The sequence below is a fragment of the Devosia pacifica genome (assembly GCF_014652635.1).
Classification (GTDB): domain Bacteria; phylum Pseudomonadota; class Alphaproteobacteria; order Rhizobiales; family Devosiaceae; genus Devosia; species Devosia pacifica.
On record NZ_BMZE01000004.1, the window covers coordinates 342866 to 359317 of the forward strand.

At 60.7% G+C, this 16452-nt stretch carries 14 protein-coding genes and 1 riboswitch; of the genes, 6 read left to right on the forward strand and 8 right to left on the reverse strand.

Going from position 1 to position 16452, the window contains the following annotated elements; translation table 11 throughout:
* Positions 1-149 precede the first annotated feature (149 nt).
* Complete coding sequence (locus tag IE127_RS17980) at positions 150-1430, forward strand: ABC transporter substrate-binding protein (RefSeq protein WP_189427164.1); 1281 nt, start codon at positions 150-152, stop codon at positions 1428-1430.
* Between the two features lie 55 nt (positions 1431-1485).
* Here IE127_RS17980 and iolB read toward each other — a convergent pair whose 3' ends face one another.
* From iolB to IE127_RS18010, 6 genes are all read right to left on the reverse strand, one after another.
* A complete protein-coding gene (gene iolB, locus IE127_RS17985) occupies positions 1486-2289 on the reverse strand; it encodes a 5-deoxy-glucuronate isomerase (protein ID WP_189427165.1) in 804 nt (267 codons plus the stop codon).
* Positions 2252-2476, reverse strand: coding sequence for a DUF3329 domain-containing protein (locus tag IE127_RS17990; protein WP_189427166.1), 225 nt, complete (start codon positions 2474-2476; stop codon positions 2252-2254). Before IE127_RS17990 ends, iolB begins: the two co-directional genes overlap by 38 nt.
* 55 nt (positions 2477-2531) lie before the next feature.
* Positions 2532-3449, reverse strand: a complete 918-nt coding sequence (gene iolE, locus IE127_RS17995; protein WP_189427167.1) for a myo-inosose-2 dehydratase — start codon at positions 3447-3449, stop codon at positions 2532-2534.
* A gap of 47 nt (positions 3450-3496) precedes the next feature.
* Entirely contained in the window at positions 3497-5344 is a 1848-nt protein-coding gene (gene iolD / locus IE127_RS18000; protein WP_189427168.1) for a 3D-(3,5/4)-trihydroxycyclohexane-1,2-dione acylhydrolase (decyclizing), read from the reverse strand.
* A 55-nt stretch (positions 5345-5399) separates the two neighbouring features.
* Positions 5400-7316 carry a bifunctional 5-dehydro-2-deoxygluconokinase/5-dehydro-2-deoxyphosphogluconate aldolase gene (locus tag IE127_RS18005; protein ID WP_189427169.1) on the reverse strand — a complete coding sequence of 639 codons (1917 nt, stop codon included), beginning with the start codon at positions 7314-7316 and terminating at the stop codon, positions 5400-5402.
* Positions 7317-7451: 135 nt separating this feature from the next.
* The gene (locus tag IE127_RS18010) at positions 7452-8312 is read right to left on the reverse strand and encodes a MurR/RpiR family transcriptional regulator (RefSeq protein WP_189427260.1); all 861 of its coding nucleotides are present in this window, start codon (positions 8310-8312) and stop codon (positions 7452-7454) included.
* A gap of 121 nt (positions 8313-8433) precedes the next feature.
* Between IE127_RS18010 and IE127_RS18015 the strand changes: the two genes are divergently transcribed.
* Positions 8434-9555: a Gfo/Idh/MocA family protein gene (locus IE127_RS18015; RefSeq protein WP_189427170.1), complete on the forward strand. Its 1122-nt coding sequence runs from the start codon at positions 8434-8436 to the stop codon at positions 9553-9555.
* A gap of 36 nt (positions 9556-9591) precedes the next feature.
* Here the strand turns inward: IE127_RS18015 and IE127_RS18020 are convergent, their stop codons facing one another.
* Together IE127_RS18020 and IE127_RS18025 are read right to left on the reverse strand one after the other, a co-directional pair.
* Positions 9592-10578, reverse strand: a complete 987-nt coding sequence (locus tag IE127_RS18020; protein WP_189427171.1) for a DMT family transporter — start codon at positions 10576-10578, stop codon at positions 9592-9594.
* Between the two features lie 98 nt (positions 10579-10676).
* Positions 10677-10830: riboswitch (FMN riboswitch) on the reverse strand.
* Between the two features lie 105 nt (positions 10831-10935).
* A complete protein-coding gene (locus tag IE127_RS18025; protein WP_189427172.1) occupies positions 10936-12942 on the reverse strand; it encodes an aldo/keto reductase in 2007 nt (668 codons plus the stop codon).
* 330 nt (positions 12943-13272) lie between these two features.
* Here IE127_RS18025 and IE127_RS18030 point away from each other — a divergent pair, with 330 nt between their 5' ends.
* The 4 genes from IE127_RS18030 to IE127_RS18045 all read left to right on the forward strand — a co-directional run bounded on the left by IE127_RS18030 (position 13273) and on the right by IE127_RS18045 (position 16253).
* On the forward strand, positions 13273-13995 hold the full coding sequence (locus IE127_RS18030) for a phosphodiester glycosidase family protein (protein ID WP_244640312.1): 723 nt from the start codon (positions 13273-13275) through the stop codon (positions 13993-13995).
* Positions 13996-14117: 122 nt separating this feature from the next.
* Complete coding sequence (locus IE127_RS18035) at positions 14118-15095, forward strand: magnesium transporter CorA family protein (RefSeq protein ID WP_189427174.1); 978 nt, start codon at positions 14118-14120, stop codon at positions 15093-15095.
* 86 nt (positions 15096-15181) lie between these two features.
* Complete coding sequence (locus IE127_RS18040) at positions 15182-15760, forward strand: dihydrofolate reductase family protein (RefSeq protein ID WP_189427175.1); 579 nt, start codon at positions 15182-15184, stop codon at positions 15758-15760.
* Between the two features lie 91 nt (positions 15761-15851).
* Complete coding sequence (locus IE127_RS18045) at positions 15852-16253, forward strand: DUF6157 family protein (RefSeq protein WP_189427176.1); 402 nt, start codon at positions 15852-15854, stop codon at positions 16251-16253.
* Positions 16254-16452: the final 199 nt, after the last annotated feature.

Consider the following 16452-nt stretch of genomic DNA (forward strand, 5'->3'; position numbering starts at 1 on the left):
GAATCAAGGCGGGAGCGCTAAGCATCGTTCACAAGGGAATGACAACGTTTCATTTGCATGCCCGCTCTTGTATGGTAGAGCCAGCCTAAGTTCGGAAAGTCCCGGTTCTGCGCCGGGATGCTCGTGCCACCGCATGTGAGGAAAAGACAATGCGCATTGATAGACGACAATTCATGATGGGAAGCGCCGCGCTCGCAGCAAGCCTCGGTGTCTCACCGGCCTTCGCGCAGCAGGCAATGCTTCGGCTGATCTTCTGGGGTGGCCAGCCGCGCGCAGACCGCACCTATGGCGTTACCGACCTTTACACCGAGGCAAATCCCGACGTTTCGATTGATGGTGAATTTCTCGGCTGGGAAGATTACTGGACCAAGCTTGCGACGCAGACTGCTGGCGGCAACGCGCCGGACATCTGCCAGATGGATTACCGCTATATCGTCGAGTATGCGCGACGTAACACTCTCGTTCCCCTCGATGAGTATGTCGGCGGCGTGCTGGACCTTAGTAATTTCGATGAAGACCAGATCGATGGCGGTCGCATTGATGGTTCCCTGTACGGCATCAGTCTCGGGTCAAACGCGGGGTCGACGCTCTATAATGCCACTGCGTTGAGCAATGCCGGCATCGAGATCGATCCAATGTCGATGACGTACCCGGAATTGCTGGAAGCAGGCGCGCGCTTCGCTGAGGCTCAAGACGGCATGAAGCTGCTTTCCGACGGTAGCGGCGTTGAGTTGCTGCTGGAGAATTGGCTGCGTCAGAAGGGCAAGGCCCTCTATACCGCCGAGGGTGAACCGGCCTTTGAGGCCTCTGACCTTATTGAGTGGTTCCAGCTCTGGAACGAACTGCGCGCCGCAGATGCCTGTGTCAGCGCCGAAGTTCAGGCCGCCGATGTCGGCCCGGCCCAAACCTCGGTTCTCACGACAGGCCAGGCCGCGACTGCCTTCAAGACGTCGAACCAGCTCGTGGCCTTCCAGGAGATCAACGAGGATAATATCGATATCGCGATCTATCCGAAAATTTCCGAGGATTCGACCGGCGGGCACTACCGCAAGCCGTCAATGTTCTTCTCGGTCACCAGCTCCAGCCAGGATCCGGAAGCCGCGGCGCACTTCATCAACTTCTTTGTCAACGACATTGAAGCTGGTCGAATTCTCGGTGTGGAGCGCGGAATTCCCGCCGATTCAGAAGTGCGCCAAGCCATCGCCCCAGAGCTTGACGAGAAGAGCAGGGCGGCTCTGGAGTTCGTTGCGAACCTCGGCGAGCTGGCTGGTCCGCTGCCGCCGCCACCTCCGCCTGCCGCTGGCGAAATCGAAAAGGCACTGATCACAAAGAGCCAGGAAGTCGCCTTCGGCATGCAGTCGCCGGAAGACGCCGGTCAGGCGTTCTTTGATGAGGTCAACAGCATCCTCGAACGCGGCTCGGTCAACTGATCGATCCCATAGAACAAGAAAAAAGGGGGAGCATTTGCTCCCCCTTTTTTCTGTCTCAGTTATCGAACAGCCATTCGTGTTCCTTGGCGTTGTGGAATTTCCACGTCCGCTTCGGACCGGCCATCACGTTGAGATAATAGCTGTCATAGCCGTGGATCGTCGCCACCGGATGGTAGCCGCGGGGCACTAGCGAGACATCGCCGTCTTCCAACGCCATCGCTACATCGAGCGAGCGGTCATCGGTGTAGACGCGCTGCATGGCGTAGCCCTGCGAAGGGTTGAACCTGTGATAGTACGTCTCTTCCAGCAGGCTCTCATGCGGCAGGTTGTCAGTATCGTGCTTGTGCGGCGGGTAGGAAGAGGTGTTGCCCGCCGGTGTGATCACCTCGACCACCAGCAGCGATTCCGCCGGATCGGTCTCCGGCAGAATGTTCACAACATGCCGTGTGTTCGAGCCCTTGCCGCGGGTGATCCGGGGGTTCGTGCCCGGCGGTATGACACGGGCAGGCAGGCTTCCGCCTTCACCGGGGGCGCTGCACACGGCGAGTTCGAGATCCGTCGTCGCCTCGGCATGCCAGGATTGCCCAGCCGGGATATAGACAGCGTAAGGCTCGCCCTCGAACGGGCTCATCCGCTCGCCCAGTTCGCCGAACGACTCGTCGCCGACCGTGATCTTGGCCTTGCCCGTCACCAGAACCAGGCAGACTTCTTCGCGCCCGGTTTCGGCAGATGCGGTCTCGCCGCTGGCGAGCTTGTGAAGTGCAAAGCCCACATGGCCCCAGCCGGCGGATTCTGGCGTGACCTTGTGAACGAGGCCGGATTTAGCGCTCGGGCGGACCCGGAGGTCTGGTTGTGTCATCTGGTGGGGTCTCCTTCGGGAAGGCGATAAACAATGTGTAGATGGCGTAGGCCAGCATGCCGGCCGTCAGCACGCCCCATAGCGGCTCGCCGCCGAACCACTCCCAGCCACACCAGACGGCGATGACCGCCGTCAGAATGATGCGTAGCCAGAGCGGCCGCAGCCATCTGGTTTCGTCTTGCTTCACTCCGTCCACCTTTCTGCATGTCCGCGATGATGGATAGAGTATTTCGGCGCGCCGATCAGCCCCTTGGAAAGCCCTGGGTCTCGACGGTGTAACCGGCGGCAGTCATGATCCGCATCAATTCCTTGTAGCCGACCTCTGCCATCTTCAGCGGCGGGTTGGCCTTCGGGTCCTGTTCAGCCTCGACCACGAACCAGCCTTCATAGCCGTGCTCGGCCAGGCGCTTGACCAATGGCTCGAAATCCAACGATCCGTCGCCGGGCACGGTAAAAGCGCCGAGCGCCACGGCATCGAGGAAGGATTGCTTCGTACGGTCCAGCCCGTTGATCACGTCAAGGCGCAGATCTTTGACATGCACGTGGTTGATCCGCGCATGGTACTTGTCGATCGCCCGCATCGCGTCGCCACCGCCGAACACCAGATGTCCGACATCCAGCAGCAGCGGAATGCCGGCGCCCGAGTGGTTCATGAAGGCGTCGAGCTCGTCCTCGGTTTCGACCACCGCCGCCATGTGGTGGTGGTACGAAAGCGGCATGCCACGTTCCGCGCACCATTCGCCGAATTCGGTGAGCTTGCGCGCGTATGCCTTCATCTCATCGTCGTCGAGACGCGCCTTTTGCGCCAGCGGTGCCGAGCGGTCACCCTGGATCGAACGGCCGACTTCGCCGTAAACGATGCACGGTGCACCGACTGCGCGAAACAGCTCGATCATCGGCTCAATGCGGTCTTTGTTGGCCGCAAGTTCCTCGTTGACGAGCGTACCGGAGAACCAGCCACCGCAAAGCGTTACGTCCGCTTCCTTAAGAATCGGCAGCATCACCTCAGGGTCGCTCGGGAACCGGCGGCCCATTTCCATGCCGGTAAACCCGGCGGAGCGGGACTGCCGCAGACACTCTTCCAGCGAAACGTCGTCGCTGAGTTCAACCAGATCGTCGTTCCACCAGGCGATGGGCGACATGCCGAGTTTGGCTTTCACGGGTATGCTCCTCCACGCCGCTCAGGGCGCTGCGTTTACGCGTTGTCCTAGCCGATGCGCTGCGCTTTGAGCGCGTCGACATAGCCCTTGCGGGCACTGTTGACCTGTTCGCGATCAGACACTTCCGGCACGGCCACGTCCCACCAGGCGCCGCCGGCGTCGGTTGTCTCGAGCGGGTCGGTATCGATGACGATCACACTGGTGCGCTCTTCGGATTTGCTCTCCGCGAGGGCCGTCTCCAGCTCGCTGATCGAGGAAACCTTGCGTGAGCTGGCACCCATCGAGGCTGCGTGCGCAGCAAAATCGATTCCCGGCAGAGTGACATGGTTGGTGTCCTTCAACAGATTGTTGAAGTTCGCACCACCTGTCGCCATCTGCAGGCGGTTGATGCAGCCATAACCGGCATTGTCCAGCAGAACGATGGTGAGCTTGGCGCCCAGCATGATCGCGCTGGCGAGTTCCGAGTTCATCATCATGTAGCTGCCGTCGCCGACCATCACCACGACGTCGTCATCGGGTCGTGCCAGTTTCACGCCAAGACCGCCGGCAATCTCGTAGCCCATGGTCGAAAAACCGTATTCGAGATGGTAGCTGCCCGGGCCGGTCGATTTCCAAAGCTTGTGCAACTCGCCCGGTAGGCCGCCGGCCGCACACACCAGAACCGAGTCAGGGCGCGCCCGCTGCACCGCACCGATTACCTGCGCATCCGAGGGCAGGGCAGCGTTGGTTGTTGCGGTCACCGCATCGGCAGCTTCGAGCCAGGTCTGCTTTTCCTCAAAGGCACGGGTGCGCCACTCGTCGGAAACTTCCCAGCCCTTGAGCGCCTGGTCGAGCGCTGCGAGGCCGGCGCGCGCATCGGCCACCAGCGGCAGCGCGTTGTGCTTGGCGGCATCGAACGGCTGAACGTTCAGCCCGACAATCTTGAGATCTTCGTTCTGGAACAGGGCCCAGGAGCCGGTGGTGAAATCTGCGAGGCGCGTGCCGACAGCCAGAACCAGATCGGCTTCCTTGGCCAACGCATTCGAGGCTGAGGACCCCGTCACCCCGACCGATCCCATGTTGAGCGGATGATCGTGCGGTAGCGAGCTTTTGCCAGCCTGCGTCTCCATCACCGGAACGCTGTGTTCTTCGGCGAACTGCATAAGGGTTTCGGTGGCTTCCGAATACAGCACCCCGCCGCCGGCGATCAGCACCGGCTTGCTGGCCTTTCGCAGCGCCGCTGCTGCCTCGGCGAACTCGTCGGCATCTGGCATGATCCGGCGTGGCATCCAGACCTTCTCGGCAAAGAAGCTCTCAGGATAATCATAAGCTTCTGCCTGTACGTCCTGACAGAGCGAAAGCGTTACCGGGCCGCACTCTGCCGGGTCGGTCAGCACCTGCATGGCACGACGCAAAGCCGGAATGATCTGTTCGGGCCGCGTAATCCGGTCGAAATAGCGGCTGACCGGCTTGAAGCAATCATTGGCGGAGATGGTGCCGTCGCCAAAATCCTCGACTTGCTGCAGCACGGGGTCGGGCAGGCGGTTGGCAAAGATGTCGCCCGGAAGCAGCAGCACCGGGATGCGATTGACATGTGCCAGCGCCGCCGCCGTCACCATGTTCAGCGCGCCGGGGCCGATGGAGGAGGTGCACGCCATGAACCGGCGGCGGAAATTCGCCTTCGAGTAGGCGATTGCTGCGTGGGCCATGCCCTGTTCGTTTTGCGCCCGGTAGGTCGGCAACTGGTCCTGCACCGAGTACAGCGCCTCACCGACGCCCGCCACGTTGCCATGACCGAAAATCGCGAACAGGCCGCCGAAAATCGGCACCGTCTCGCCATCGATGATGGTCTTTTGCGCGCATAGGAATTGCGCCACGGCCTGCGCCATTGTCAGGCGGATCGTGTTCTGGGCCATGTATCTGCTCCTCGCCGGGTTGCCGGTTTTCGCTAAGCGTTCAGTGTGACGATCTTCAGGCTTTGGCCCGCTGCCAGGCAGAAACCAGCGATTGGAAGCGTTCCGCCATGTCGGAGACCGCCTCCTCGTCGCTCATCTGGCCGTCGAGCCAGGCTCTTGCCGCGAGACCAAAAATGGTACGGCCAACGGCAAAGCCGCGCACAGTGCGCGCTGTGCGCGCTGCCGCAAAACTCGCTGTCAACGTGTCCTGCGGCGCATCCAGCCCGAGCAGCACAACGCCGCGGCACAGCGGGTCGCGCGCCTCGATTACCGCATCAATCGCAGCCCACGCAGCCGGGCTGTCCTGCGCCTCGAGTTTCCACCAGTCCGGCTTGATGCCGGCCTCATAGAATTCGGTCAACGCCTCCGCGACCGTGTCGTCATCGAGTGTTCCGTGCTTGCCGGCGATGATCTCCACCAACAGCTCCCGCCCGACCTTGCGCGCGGCCTCATAGGCCGTGCGTACCTTGTCGATCTGGTTCTGCTTGAGGCCGGTCATGTCCTTCGGGTGGTAAAAGCACAGAACCTTGGCGCAATGATCCACCGGCCAGTCAATCAGCCGCGAGCCCAAATCCTGGCTGAACTCGAACCGAAGCGGGCGTGAGCCCGGAAGCTCCAGCGGCCGTGCCACCCACAGCCCCGCCTCTTCGGCGCGGAACAGGGCCTCGCGGCCATATTTGTCGTCGAGCAGCATGCCGAAGCCAGGCTTGTCGCCTGCCACTCGCACCGCTGCCTCGACAGCGAGCGCCTTGAACTGCGGTATCCGCTCGAGCTTTGCCTTGTCCGAGCCGGCCATGTCTTCGATCTGGCTGCGATGATCGATGGCAAGCGCCATCAACTCCGGCCATTCGCGCCGCCGGGTCGTCGCCCAGTGAACGTGGTTGATCGCCTCGTCCTTGCGCAGCGCCTTGTGCTTGCTGCCGTTGTCGAGGAAATACTGCAGCTCGGTCCAGGTCGGGATTTCCGGCGCACATAGCAGGCGCGATACGGCAAAAGCGCCGCAGGCGTTCGCCCAGGTCGCGGAAGTTTCGTGCGGTTCGCCGCGCAGCCAACCGCGGAGAAACCCGGACATGAACGCATCGCCTGCGCCAAGCGTATTGTAGACCTCGATCGGAAAGCCCTTGCCGACAATGCCGTCCTCGAGATCGTCGGGCACGTCTCCATCATAAACGATGCACCCCATCGGCCCGCGTTTCAGCACGATGGTCGCCGCAGAGAGGGCACGGATGGCCTTCAAAGCCTCATGCAGATCCGACGCACCGCCAGCAATCAGCACTTCTTCTTCCGTACCGACAATCAGATCGCATTCCGGCAGAACTTCGGCCATGCGCTCCGAGACCTCTTTCGAGGCAATATACCGGTTATCGCCTGCGTCATGTCCGGCGAGGCCCCAAAGGTTGGGCCGGTAGTCGATGTCGAAGACCACCTGCGCGCCGTTTTCCTTGGCGAGTTTCATCGCCTTGCGCTGTGCTGCTGCGGTGTTGGGCTTGGCGAAGTGCGTGCCGGTCACCAGCACTGCACGAGACCGTGCGATGAACGCCGGGTCGATATCGCTTTCTTCAAGTGCGTTGTCGGCGCAATTGTCTCGATAGAACAGCAGCGGAAACGAAGTCTCACTCTGTACCGAGAGAATAGCCAAAGCTGTCAGACGCTCTGGATCTGAGACAATGCCCGCTGTCTCCACACCTTCGCGCTGCAGTTGCTCGGTGATGAACCGGCCCATCTGCTCGGCGCCGACACGGGTAATCAACGCTGATTTGAGGCCTAGCCGGGCAGTGCCGACTGAAATATTGCACGGGCACCCACCGACCGACTTCGCGAAACTGCCGACATCTTCCAGCCGCGTGCCGATCTGCTGGCCGTAAAGATCGACAGAGGCGCGACCGATCGTGATGACATCGAGATCGAAGCTCTTGCTGGTGCTTTCGGACACATTCTTCTCCCGGCTGATCTGTCTGGCGTCCTGCGTGGCGCTACGGCTTTCACCGTTCGGTACCTCCAGAACGCGGTCGTTCTAAAACATGAGTTCTGGATGCACGTCAATTTGGAATGCAAGTTCCATTCGAATTTACCCCTGCCGCTTGTCTGGCTGTCGTCTCCGCTTTTCGGCCACGCCAACCGTCACGGCCATGGCGAACGCCATGCTGGCGGATAGCGAACGGAACCCGGCATGGTCGGCCTCAACAAGTTCGAACCACATTCGCGAGCACTCGACCAGTGGCGACAGCGCAGAGTCGGTCAGCGAGACGATCGGCACACCGTTGCTTGCGAGAAGCCGCGCCTGTGCCGAGCTTTCCGAGGCATAAGGGGCAAAGCTCACGGCGAACGCAGCATCCTTCGGGCCGGCCATCGCAAGTACCTCGTCGTCAATCCCGGCAGCCGTTCCGACCAGCGCATAGCGCACGCGCAACTTGCCGAATGCATAGGCCATGTAGCTGCTGATCGGAAACGAACGACGCTTGGCGATCAGGTAGATGGTCTCGGCTCCGGCCAGCAGTTCAATCGCCTCGTCGAAGGCATCCGGGTCGATAGCGCTGTCGAGGGCATCGAGGGCACGGTGGCCTGCGCCAACGAAGCCGTGCAGGATCGCGGCGCTTTCGGAGAGCGATCCATCATCCTCTTCAAGCCGGCGCAGCCGATCCTCATAGCTGGACGTGCGGTCCCGAAGCCTGGCACGAAAAATCGCCTGCATCGCGGAAAAGCCGTCATATCCGAACAGCTGCGCGAAGCGCACAAGTGTTGATGGCTGCACTTCCGCGGCTTCGGCGATACTCGCCGCCGTGCCGAAGGCAATGTCATCGGGGTTGTCGAGGGCATGAACAGCGACCTGCATCAGACGCTTCGGCAGATGCGTTTTGCGCTCGAGTATTGAGGAGCGCAGGGCATCGAAATCGGCCGGCGGCAGTGCCTTGTCGCTGTCACTATCCATAGGAATCCTGGCTTGCTGGAACAGGAGAGCAATCTTCCCCATAGCGGGCTCCCAATCAAGCGTGGCTGGAAGATTCATTCCATTTAGGCAATAAGCGGAAAGCCTGGTGCGGGAGAGATCTATGAGCGCGACAATCGGAGTGGGCCTGATTGGAACGGGATATATGGGCAAGTGCCATGCGCTCGCCTGGACGAGCGTCGGGGCCGTCTTTGGGCCCAAACGCCGCCCGAAACTGGTTCATCTTGCCGAAGCCGATCCGCAACTTGCTGCCGAGCGTGCAGAAACCTTCGGTTTTGAAAAGTCCACCGCCAATTGGCGCACGCTGATCGCCGATCCTGAGGTCGATGTGGTCTCGATCACCACCCCCAATGCGCTGCACCCCGAAATGGCCATTGCAGCACTTGAGGCCGGCAAGCATGTCTGGTGCGAAAAGCCGATGGCGCCGGCTGAAGCGGATGCCGCCCGCATGCGCGATGCCGCCCGCGCCGCCGGCACCGCCGCAATTCTCGGCTACAACTACATCCAGAACCCGATGATCCGGCAGATCGAGCGTCTGCTGCACGAGGGCGCCATCGGCGCGGTAACGCATATGCGCATCGAAATGGACGAGGATTTCATGGCCGATGCGTCATCTCCGTTCGGCCCCAAGAGTGATGGCGCCCACGGGTATGGTGCCCTCGATGATTTTGCGGTTCATCCGCTATCGCTCCTCAGCGTACTCGTCGGCCTGCCGCGCCGTGTCGTCACGCATATGAGTAAGCCGTTCGCGGCCCGCCCAACGGCTGACGGCGGTTCACGCGAGGTTGAAACCTACGACATCGCCAACATCCTGTTTGAACTCGAATCCGGTGCCTCTGGCGTATTGTGCGTCAATCGCTCCGCATGGGGCCGCAAGGGGCGCATTGCCGTGCAGATCTACGGCGCGCGCGGCAGCATCGTTTATGATCAGGAGCGCATGAACGAAGTGCAGTTCTACAGCGCCGATGATGACCCGGCCGTGCAGGGGTTTCGCACCATTCTCGCAGGGCCGGCGCACGATCCCTATGGTCGCTTCGTTCCCGCACCGGGGCATGGCCTCGGATTCAATGATCTCAAGATCATCGAGTGCGCTGAACTGCTGCGCGCGATAGATGGCGATGCCGGCGCGCGTGTCATTGATTTCGAGCGCGGTCTTGCCATCGAGCGTGCCGTCCATGCCATGGCGCGTTCTCATGAGAGTGGCGGCTGGGTCGATCTCAGCTAAGAAAAAGGGCCGCCGGATGGCGACCCTTTGTATCTGTCAGGCGCTTTCGGGGATCGTCAGCGGCCCGCGCTTTTTGCTGAGCCGTCCATTGTCCTGATAGAGGATGAATAGCGACGCGCCGATGATCAGCGCCGCACCCGGCCAGAACACCAGGGCTGGCGTCTGCGAGAGGATCAGCCATCCCGCCAAGACATTGAGCGGCAGCTTCAAATCATCAAATGGCTGCAAATAAGTTGCGTCAGCGGCCTTGTAGGCGAGGCTGATGCAATACTGCGCTGCCGCGGTCACGAGCCCCAGCACAACGATCAGCCACAGCGCATTGCCGCCCGGCAGCACGAAGTCGAAGCCGGTCGCGAGGCTTGCGGGCAGGGTGCCCGCCGGCAGCACAGCGATCGCAATGCCGAGTATCAGCCCGATCAGCAAATGGTTGGGGGTGATCAGCACCAGCATGTACAGCGTCAGCGATTCCGGCGCTTCATCGCGGGTCAGATATTTGGTGATCACGGAAACAGTGCCCCAGCACGCTGCCGCAAGAATTGGCAGCAGAGATGCCATCGTGAACTGCTCCGAGCCGACCTGCGAGACCATCACCGCGCCGATGAAGCCGACAAGCGTCGCGCCGAGCCGTTGCGGCGTCAGCCGCTCACCCAGAAACAGCGTCGCCCCGGTGATGATGAAGAATGGCCCCGTCATCGACAGCGCCACCATCTGCCACACCGGCACGCCGCTGGCGAAACCGAAGGCAAAGAACTGCACCCCGAGCGCAGAGAGGAACGCGCGAACTTCGTGCGCGAACGGATGCCGTGTCTTTAGCGCCGAAAAGCCGATCTTGAGGATCAGTGGCAATGCGAAGACCGTGGCGATCAGATACTGCCAGAAAACGACGGCCGTCGACGGAACACCCATGCCGTAGGTCACGATAGGTGTAATGACGTTGGTGATGGCGAAGGTGACGCCTGCACCAAGCATGAACAGCGCGCCGAAAACGGCGGCGCCGGAGAGGGGAGAGGTAATCTGGTTCATTCGTGATCCTTTCCGTAAGACCCAGCTACCTCAGGGTTTACGGGGGATCGCAGGCGCGTCGGCGCACGCAAGTCTGCGCGCACCAGCACCTTTGGCCGTCCCGTTCTCTTCCATCCGGACTGTAACCGTCGGCTTCGGAATCACACCGAATCTGCTGACCCGCGCCGACTAGAAGTCAGCACGGCGCTCGCGGGCTGGAAGCATTGCTTCATCACCGCCGGTGGGGAGTTTCACCCCGCCCTGAGAACATATGTGCGACCAAGGCCGCACACGGGGATAATTAGGCCAAGCCGGGCAGGGGCGCAAGGCGGCACATTGGTGTTACCGACTTGCGCCCATAGGGCTCGATGCTGTCAATCAGCCCTGATCAAGCCACTTCACGTCTTCGGGGCTCAACTTGATGTCGAAGGCACGCATCGAATCTTCGAGCTCAAGCAGGCGGCGCGGTCCGATCAGCGGGATCACCGGGAAGGGTTGTGCCAGCACATAGGCAAGCGCCACGTGGATCGGGCTCATGCCGAGCTTGTTGGCCAACTCGACGGCACGGTCGCGGCGTCCGAAGTTCTCTTCGGAATACCAGCAGCGCACCAGTTCCTCGTTGTCCCGCTTGTCGCGGCCGGCACGGTCGGTAAAGAACCCGCGTCCCTGGCTCGACCATGCGAAGTTCGGGATCTGGCGTTCGTTCAGCCAGCTTTTCCACTCGGCATCGGATGAGTGCACGCAGCCGGCCCAGATCGGGTCGATCATCTCGGCCAGGGAGAAGTTGTTCGACAATGCCCCCGGCTTGGTCTTTCCAGTGCGCTCTGCATAGGCGATCGCCTCGTCCATGCGTTCTTTGGTCCAGTTGGACCCACCGAAGATGCCGCGGATCCGCCCCGCCTGAACTTCCGCATCCATCGCATCGACGAACTCGCCCACCGGCACGTCCGGGTTGTCGCGGTGCATGAAGTAGACGTCGATATAGTCCGTCTGCAGCCGCTCGAGGCTTTGCGTCAACTGCTTGGCGATGACATCCGGATAGACCAGTGGCGAATGGGCGCCCTTGCCGATGAGGATCGACTCCTCGCGCACGCCGCGTGAGCGATGCCATTCGCCGAACAGCTTTTCGGTGTAGCCGCCGCCATAGACAAAGGCAGTATCGAAGATGTTGCCGCCCGCCTCGTAGAAGGCATCGAGCAGGATCGCCCCGCTCGCAAAGCTTCGGAAATCCTCAAAGCCGAGCGCAACGACGGAACCCTTCTTGTTGAGTCCCGGAATATCGCGCTTCGGAATGGCTGTGCCATTCGGCCCAAGCTTGTCGCCATCGAGCGTCAGCGGCCTGTTCGGGGCCTTCTCGATCTCGTAGGTCAGCCCGGCGGCGTTCCGCCACTGGTCGAGCACACGCAGATTGCCGAGCGTGTCGTCCCAGGTCATGCCGGGAGCCGTCAGCTCCTGCTGGCCAGCCCGGATCGCTTCGCCGGCGCCATCGACCTCAAAGCTGTAGAGCCAACGGCTCTCTTCGACCGTTGCCTCCTCACGTGTGCCATCGGGGCGGATGACGGTGATGACACCGGTGCCGCCTTGCTTGCCGCTTGCGAACCAGAAGTCGGAAATCTCGATCCGCCCCTCGGTGCCGTAAATGCGCAGCACATTGTCGAGCTGCAGCGAGACAGCGCACGACACCTCAGCGACAATGTCGTTCGGGAAATGCAAGATCGCCGAAGCCCATTCGTCCACGCCGCTCTGACCGAGATGTGCCGTTCCGACCACCTTGCTTGGCTCGAGCGTCGGCTTCCCTGCGACGGCGCCAGCGATCAGCCGCGAGACCGATACCGGATAGCACCCAACGTCGAGAATGCCGCCACCCGCCAGATCATTGGCGTAGAGACGATGCTCAGGCATGAACTTCGGCAGCTTGAAGCCGAAGCTCGACTGGATCTTGCGCACCTCGCCAACGCTGCCGGATTTGATCATCTCAAGCAGCTTGGCGATCTGCGGGTGCAGGCGATACATGAACGCCTCGGCGAGGAACGTTCCGGCCTTGCGCGCCTCATGCATCACCGCGTCAGCCTCGAAGGCGCTCAGCGCCAGCGGCTTTTCAACCATTGCGTGCTTGCCGGCCCGCGCTGCCTTGATCGCCCATTCCGCATGCATCGGGTGTGGTGTCGCAATATAGACTGCGTCAATGTCCGGATCGGCCAGAAGCTGGTCGTATCCCTTGATGATCTGCGCGCCGGGAAAATCCTCGGCAAGGCCGGGACGATCGGGGTTGCGGGTGCCGATTGCGGCAAGGGTTGCGGTCTCAGAATGCGCGATGCCTCCCGCATACGCCTTTGCGATGCCACCGGGCCCAATAATGCCCCAGCGAATCTTGTCTGCACACATGGTGATCTCCTCACTTCGGCCACCCGCTCGAAGGTCTGGTGGCTGTCTTTTTGTCTTGGGCTTGAATGCGGTTGCTGGAGGCCGACCGTGGCACGGTCCCGCGACTATTGATAATGCACCCGAGTTCTAACCACCGTCTTGTCCGATGGAAATACCGAACGGGCCAAAAGTAAGGTTTCGGCACGAGGCTAAGATGCGGCATGCCTGTCCTGAAACTGAGCATATCAGTCCTGCAATCGTCACATTCGCGCTCTAGGGGCGCTCGTGTTCAGACAAGGAGCGAGCAAATTGCGACTATGGGCGCTAGGGATGATCTTTGGATTGCTTGCAATGACGCCGTCTTCTCCGGCAAGCGCCCAGCATTGCTCTCCCGCAAGGTTCGCTGAAGCCGGCTACATCGTTTGCACGGTGGACCCGGCCGCAGAAGATCTTCGCCTGTTCTGGCAAGGACCTGAAGGGGCGCCCTACAAGCATTTCATGAACCTTGGCGCAGCGCTCGCAGACCAGGATGAGAGGCTTGTGTTCGCGATGAATGCGGGCATGTACCTTCCGGATTTCACACCGTCCGGTCTCTATGTTGAAAACGGCGAGGAATTGCGGCCCCTCAATACCATTTCCATCGAAGCCGAGCCGGCAAAGACGCCCAATTTCTACAAGAAACCCAACGGCGTGTTCTTTCTCTCGGAGGCCGGGGCAGGGGTCATGACGACTGAGGCTTTCGAGGCGTCGAGGCCGCCGGTGCGCTACGCCACTCAGTCGGGGCCGATGCTCGTCATCGATGGCGAATTGCATCCGGCATTGATCCCGGGCTCGACCGATCGAACCCGCCGGAGCGGAGTGGGTGTCTGCGAGGACGGTAAGGTGCGGTTGGCGATCAGCGAGGATGACGTCAATTTCCACGATTTCGCGCGGCTGTTTCGCGATGAGTTGAAGTGCTCAAACGCCCTGTTCCTGGACGGTGGAAACGGCACCGGACTCTACGATCCATCCATTCGGCGTCGAGATGTGTCTTGGCACGGTGGATTCGGACCGATGATCGGTCTCGTCGAGTAGTTTTCAGACGAAAGCTTCATCGAGCAAGTGACGCGCCGCGGTTCGAACCGTACAAGCCCGAAGCGAAATCGGGTATGAGCATTTTTACGTCCCCGGTCGCAGCCAAATGAACAGAGCCCGCCATGCTTCACGTCTATGCTTGCCACAATGAAACCCTGCGCCAGGTTGAGCCGGATCATCAGGAGCCAGCAATAGTCTGGTATGATTTGCTATCCCCAACGCCTGAGGAAGACCGTGCCGTCGAGCAAGCAGCGGGAATAGCCATTCCTTCGCGCGACGAGATGGAGGAAATTGAACTCTCATCCCGTCTTTATCAGGAGGAGGGGGCTGTGTTCATGACGCTGACCGCGCTGGCGCAACTTGATACAGACGAACCCCTCAAGACGCCCGTAACATTCATCCTCACCAGCCGCGCCTTGGTCACTGTGCGCTACGCCGATCCGCGTCCCTTCGAGGCCTACTGCCTGCGCGCCGCGCGCGGCAATGCAGGCGCGTGCAATAGCGGCGAAGCGGTGATGATGGGGCTGATAGAGGCGATGAGCGACCGTATCGCCGACGCGCTGGAGAAAGCCAGCAATGATGTCGACAAGCTTTCGCGCGAGGTCTTCCGCAAGACATCCAATAACGCCCGCCGGAACACCCGCAACCTGCAATCGGTGATCGAGCAGATCGGTCGGCGCAGTGAAACGCTGACAATGATCCAGGAGGCGTTGGTCAGCATGGGCAGGCTGGTCGCCTATCACGGCGCCCTCGAACGAGCGGCCAACGGGTCGAAATCCTCGATCCGGCAGATGGCAAAGCTTATCCAGCGCGACGCCGCCTCGCTCAACGAATATGCCGAATCCCTTAGTGATCGGCTCACATTCCTGCTCGATGCCACGCTCGGTCTGATCAATCTTGAACAGAACGGCATCATCAAGATCTTCTCGGTTGCGGCCGTGGTCTTCCTGCCGCCCACGCTCGTCGCCTCGATATATGGCATGAACTTCGAGCATATGCCTGAACTGGGCTGGCAGTTCGGCTACCCGTGGGCGATCGGCCTGATGGTTCTGTCTGCTGTCCTGCCTTACCTGTTCTTCAAGCGCAAAGGCTGGCTCTAGTCGCGCCAGTAGACCTATTTTTCTGCGCTCCGCCCACTTGAGAATGCGCTATAACTCCGTAAATTATTCCACCGGAGAGTGAACATTTGGGCATTCTGGTCAGCACGGCATTCATCTCGCTTGACGGCGTCATGGAAGCTCCCGGCGGCGAGCCGGGATATCGAAACAGCGGTTGGACCTTCAACGATATCGAGTTCGAAGAAGCAGTCTACGAGATGAAGGGTGAGGAGCAGGCTGCCTCGACCGGTATGATGTTCGGTCGCGTCAGCTACCAGGCTTTCAGTGCCGTTTGGCCATCGATGACGGACGAGTTCGCACGCTATAATGCGCTGCCGAAGTACATCGTCTCTACGAGCCTCGCAGAAAAGGACCTCGCCTCGAACTGGGGGCCGACGGAGATCATCCGGTCCTTTGACGACGTTGCGAAGCTCAAGCAGCGGCACGAAGGGATAATCACCATTCACGGCAGCGCCGCACTATGTCGCTCCCTCGCTGATGCCGGCTTGATTGACCGTTATCACCTGCTGGTCTTCCCGACACTGCTGGGCGCTGGCAAGCGGCTGTTCAGCGAGGCCGATAAAGACAAGCAGATGCTGCGCCTGACGGACTCCAAGGCATATTCGAACGGCGTGCAAAAACTGGTCTACGAGGTTCGGCACGAATAGGCCCGTCAATCTACCGTCGGCGCTATTGTGCACTGCTCGGTGCTGCGCTGAATTGGTTTCTTCAACGTTGCATGCGCAGGGGCGCGAGCCGATGGCCCACACGACAAATTACTTCAACACCGTCATTCTGCCGGCTGAGGATTCTGCATCCGTCGCTAAAATTCCTGCAAAGCCGGATTCGGTCGCCGGTCTGCAATTCGGCATGCTTGTCGGCAATCCCTACCAGCATACGTCCGATGACGTACTCTCCGCTGTCGCAGCGGTACGCAACGGCATTCCGGAAGCCGAGCGTGACGCTTATCGCCAGATTTTCTTCTCAAAGGGGCAGCCATGTTTTCGTGCCTCGCCGCTCACAAAGACGCATGGGTGGGCAGTACATGCCGATGCCCAAGGCCGTATGGCATTGGTTGATCCCGCAAGCGGAATACTTGAAGACCTCACGAAGGATGCTGGCACCAAGGTGCTTATGGCCATGAGGACAAAAAGAGCATGAATGCCGGATCGCCATGAACGACCCGACTGTTTCCCAAAACATGCCGTACTAGGAAAAACCGGCTAAGGCGGGCGTTAGCGTCCTCATTCGGCCAGTGAATAAACAGGCTGAATCGCTCAATCTGCGGCGGCTTTGCCAATGAGATTTCGTACTCGATGCAGCCCCTGCCGAACACCATCAATAGCGCCGCACGTCTGTC

Bases quoted from the DNA above. Each gene is read 5' to 3' on its own strand.
- IE127_RS18045 (WP_189427176.1), top strand. From the start codon at position 15,852: ATGGCCCACACGACAAATTACTTCAACACCGTCATTCTGCCGGCTGAG.
- IE127_RS18030 (WP_244640312.1), top strand. From the start codon at position 13,273: ATGACGCCGTCTTCTCCGGCAAGCGCCCAGCATTGCTCTCCCGCAAGG.
- IE127_RS18015 (WP_189427170.1), top strand. From the start codon at position 8,434: ATGAGCGCGACAATCGGAGTGGGCCTGATTGGAACGGGATATATGGGC.
- iolD (WP_189427168.1), bottom strand. From the start codon at position 5,344: ATGGCCCAGAACACGATCCGCCTGACAATGGCGCAGGCCGTGGCGCAA.
- IE127_RS18025 (WP_189427172.1), bottom strand. From the start codon at position 12,942: ATGTGTGCAGACAAGATTCGCTGGGGCATTATTGGGCCCGGTGGCATC.
- IE127_RS18020 (WP_189427171.1), bottom strand. From the start codon at position 10,578: ATGAACCAGATTACCTCTCCCCTCTCCGGCGCCGCCGTTTTCGGCGCG.
- IE127_RS18010 (WP_189427260.1), bottom strand. From the start codon at position 8,312: ATGGATAGTGACAGCGACAAGGCACTGCCGCCGGCCGATTTCGATGCC.
- iolB (WP_189427165.1), bottom strand. From the start codon at position 2,289: ATGACACAACCAGACCTCCGGGTCCGCCCGAGCGCTAAATCCGGCCTC.
- IE127_RS17980 (WP_189427164.1), top strand. From the start codon at position 150: ATGCGCATTGATAGACGACAATTCATGATGGGAAGCGCCGCGCTCGCA.
- IE127_RS18035 (WP_189427174.1), top strand. From the start codon at position 14,118: ATGCTTCACGTCTATGCTTGCCACAATGAAACCCTGCGCCAGGTTGAG.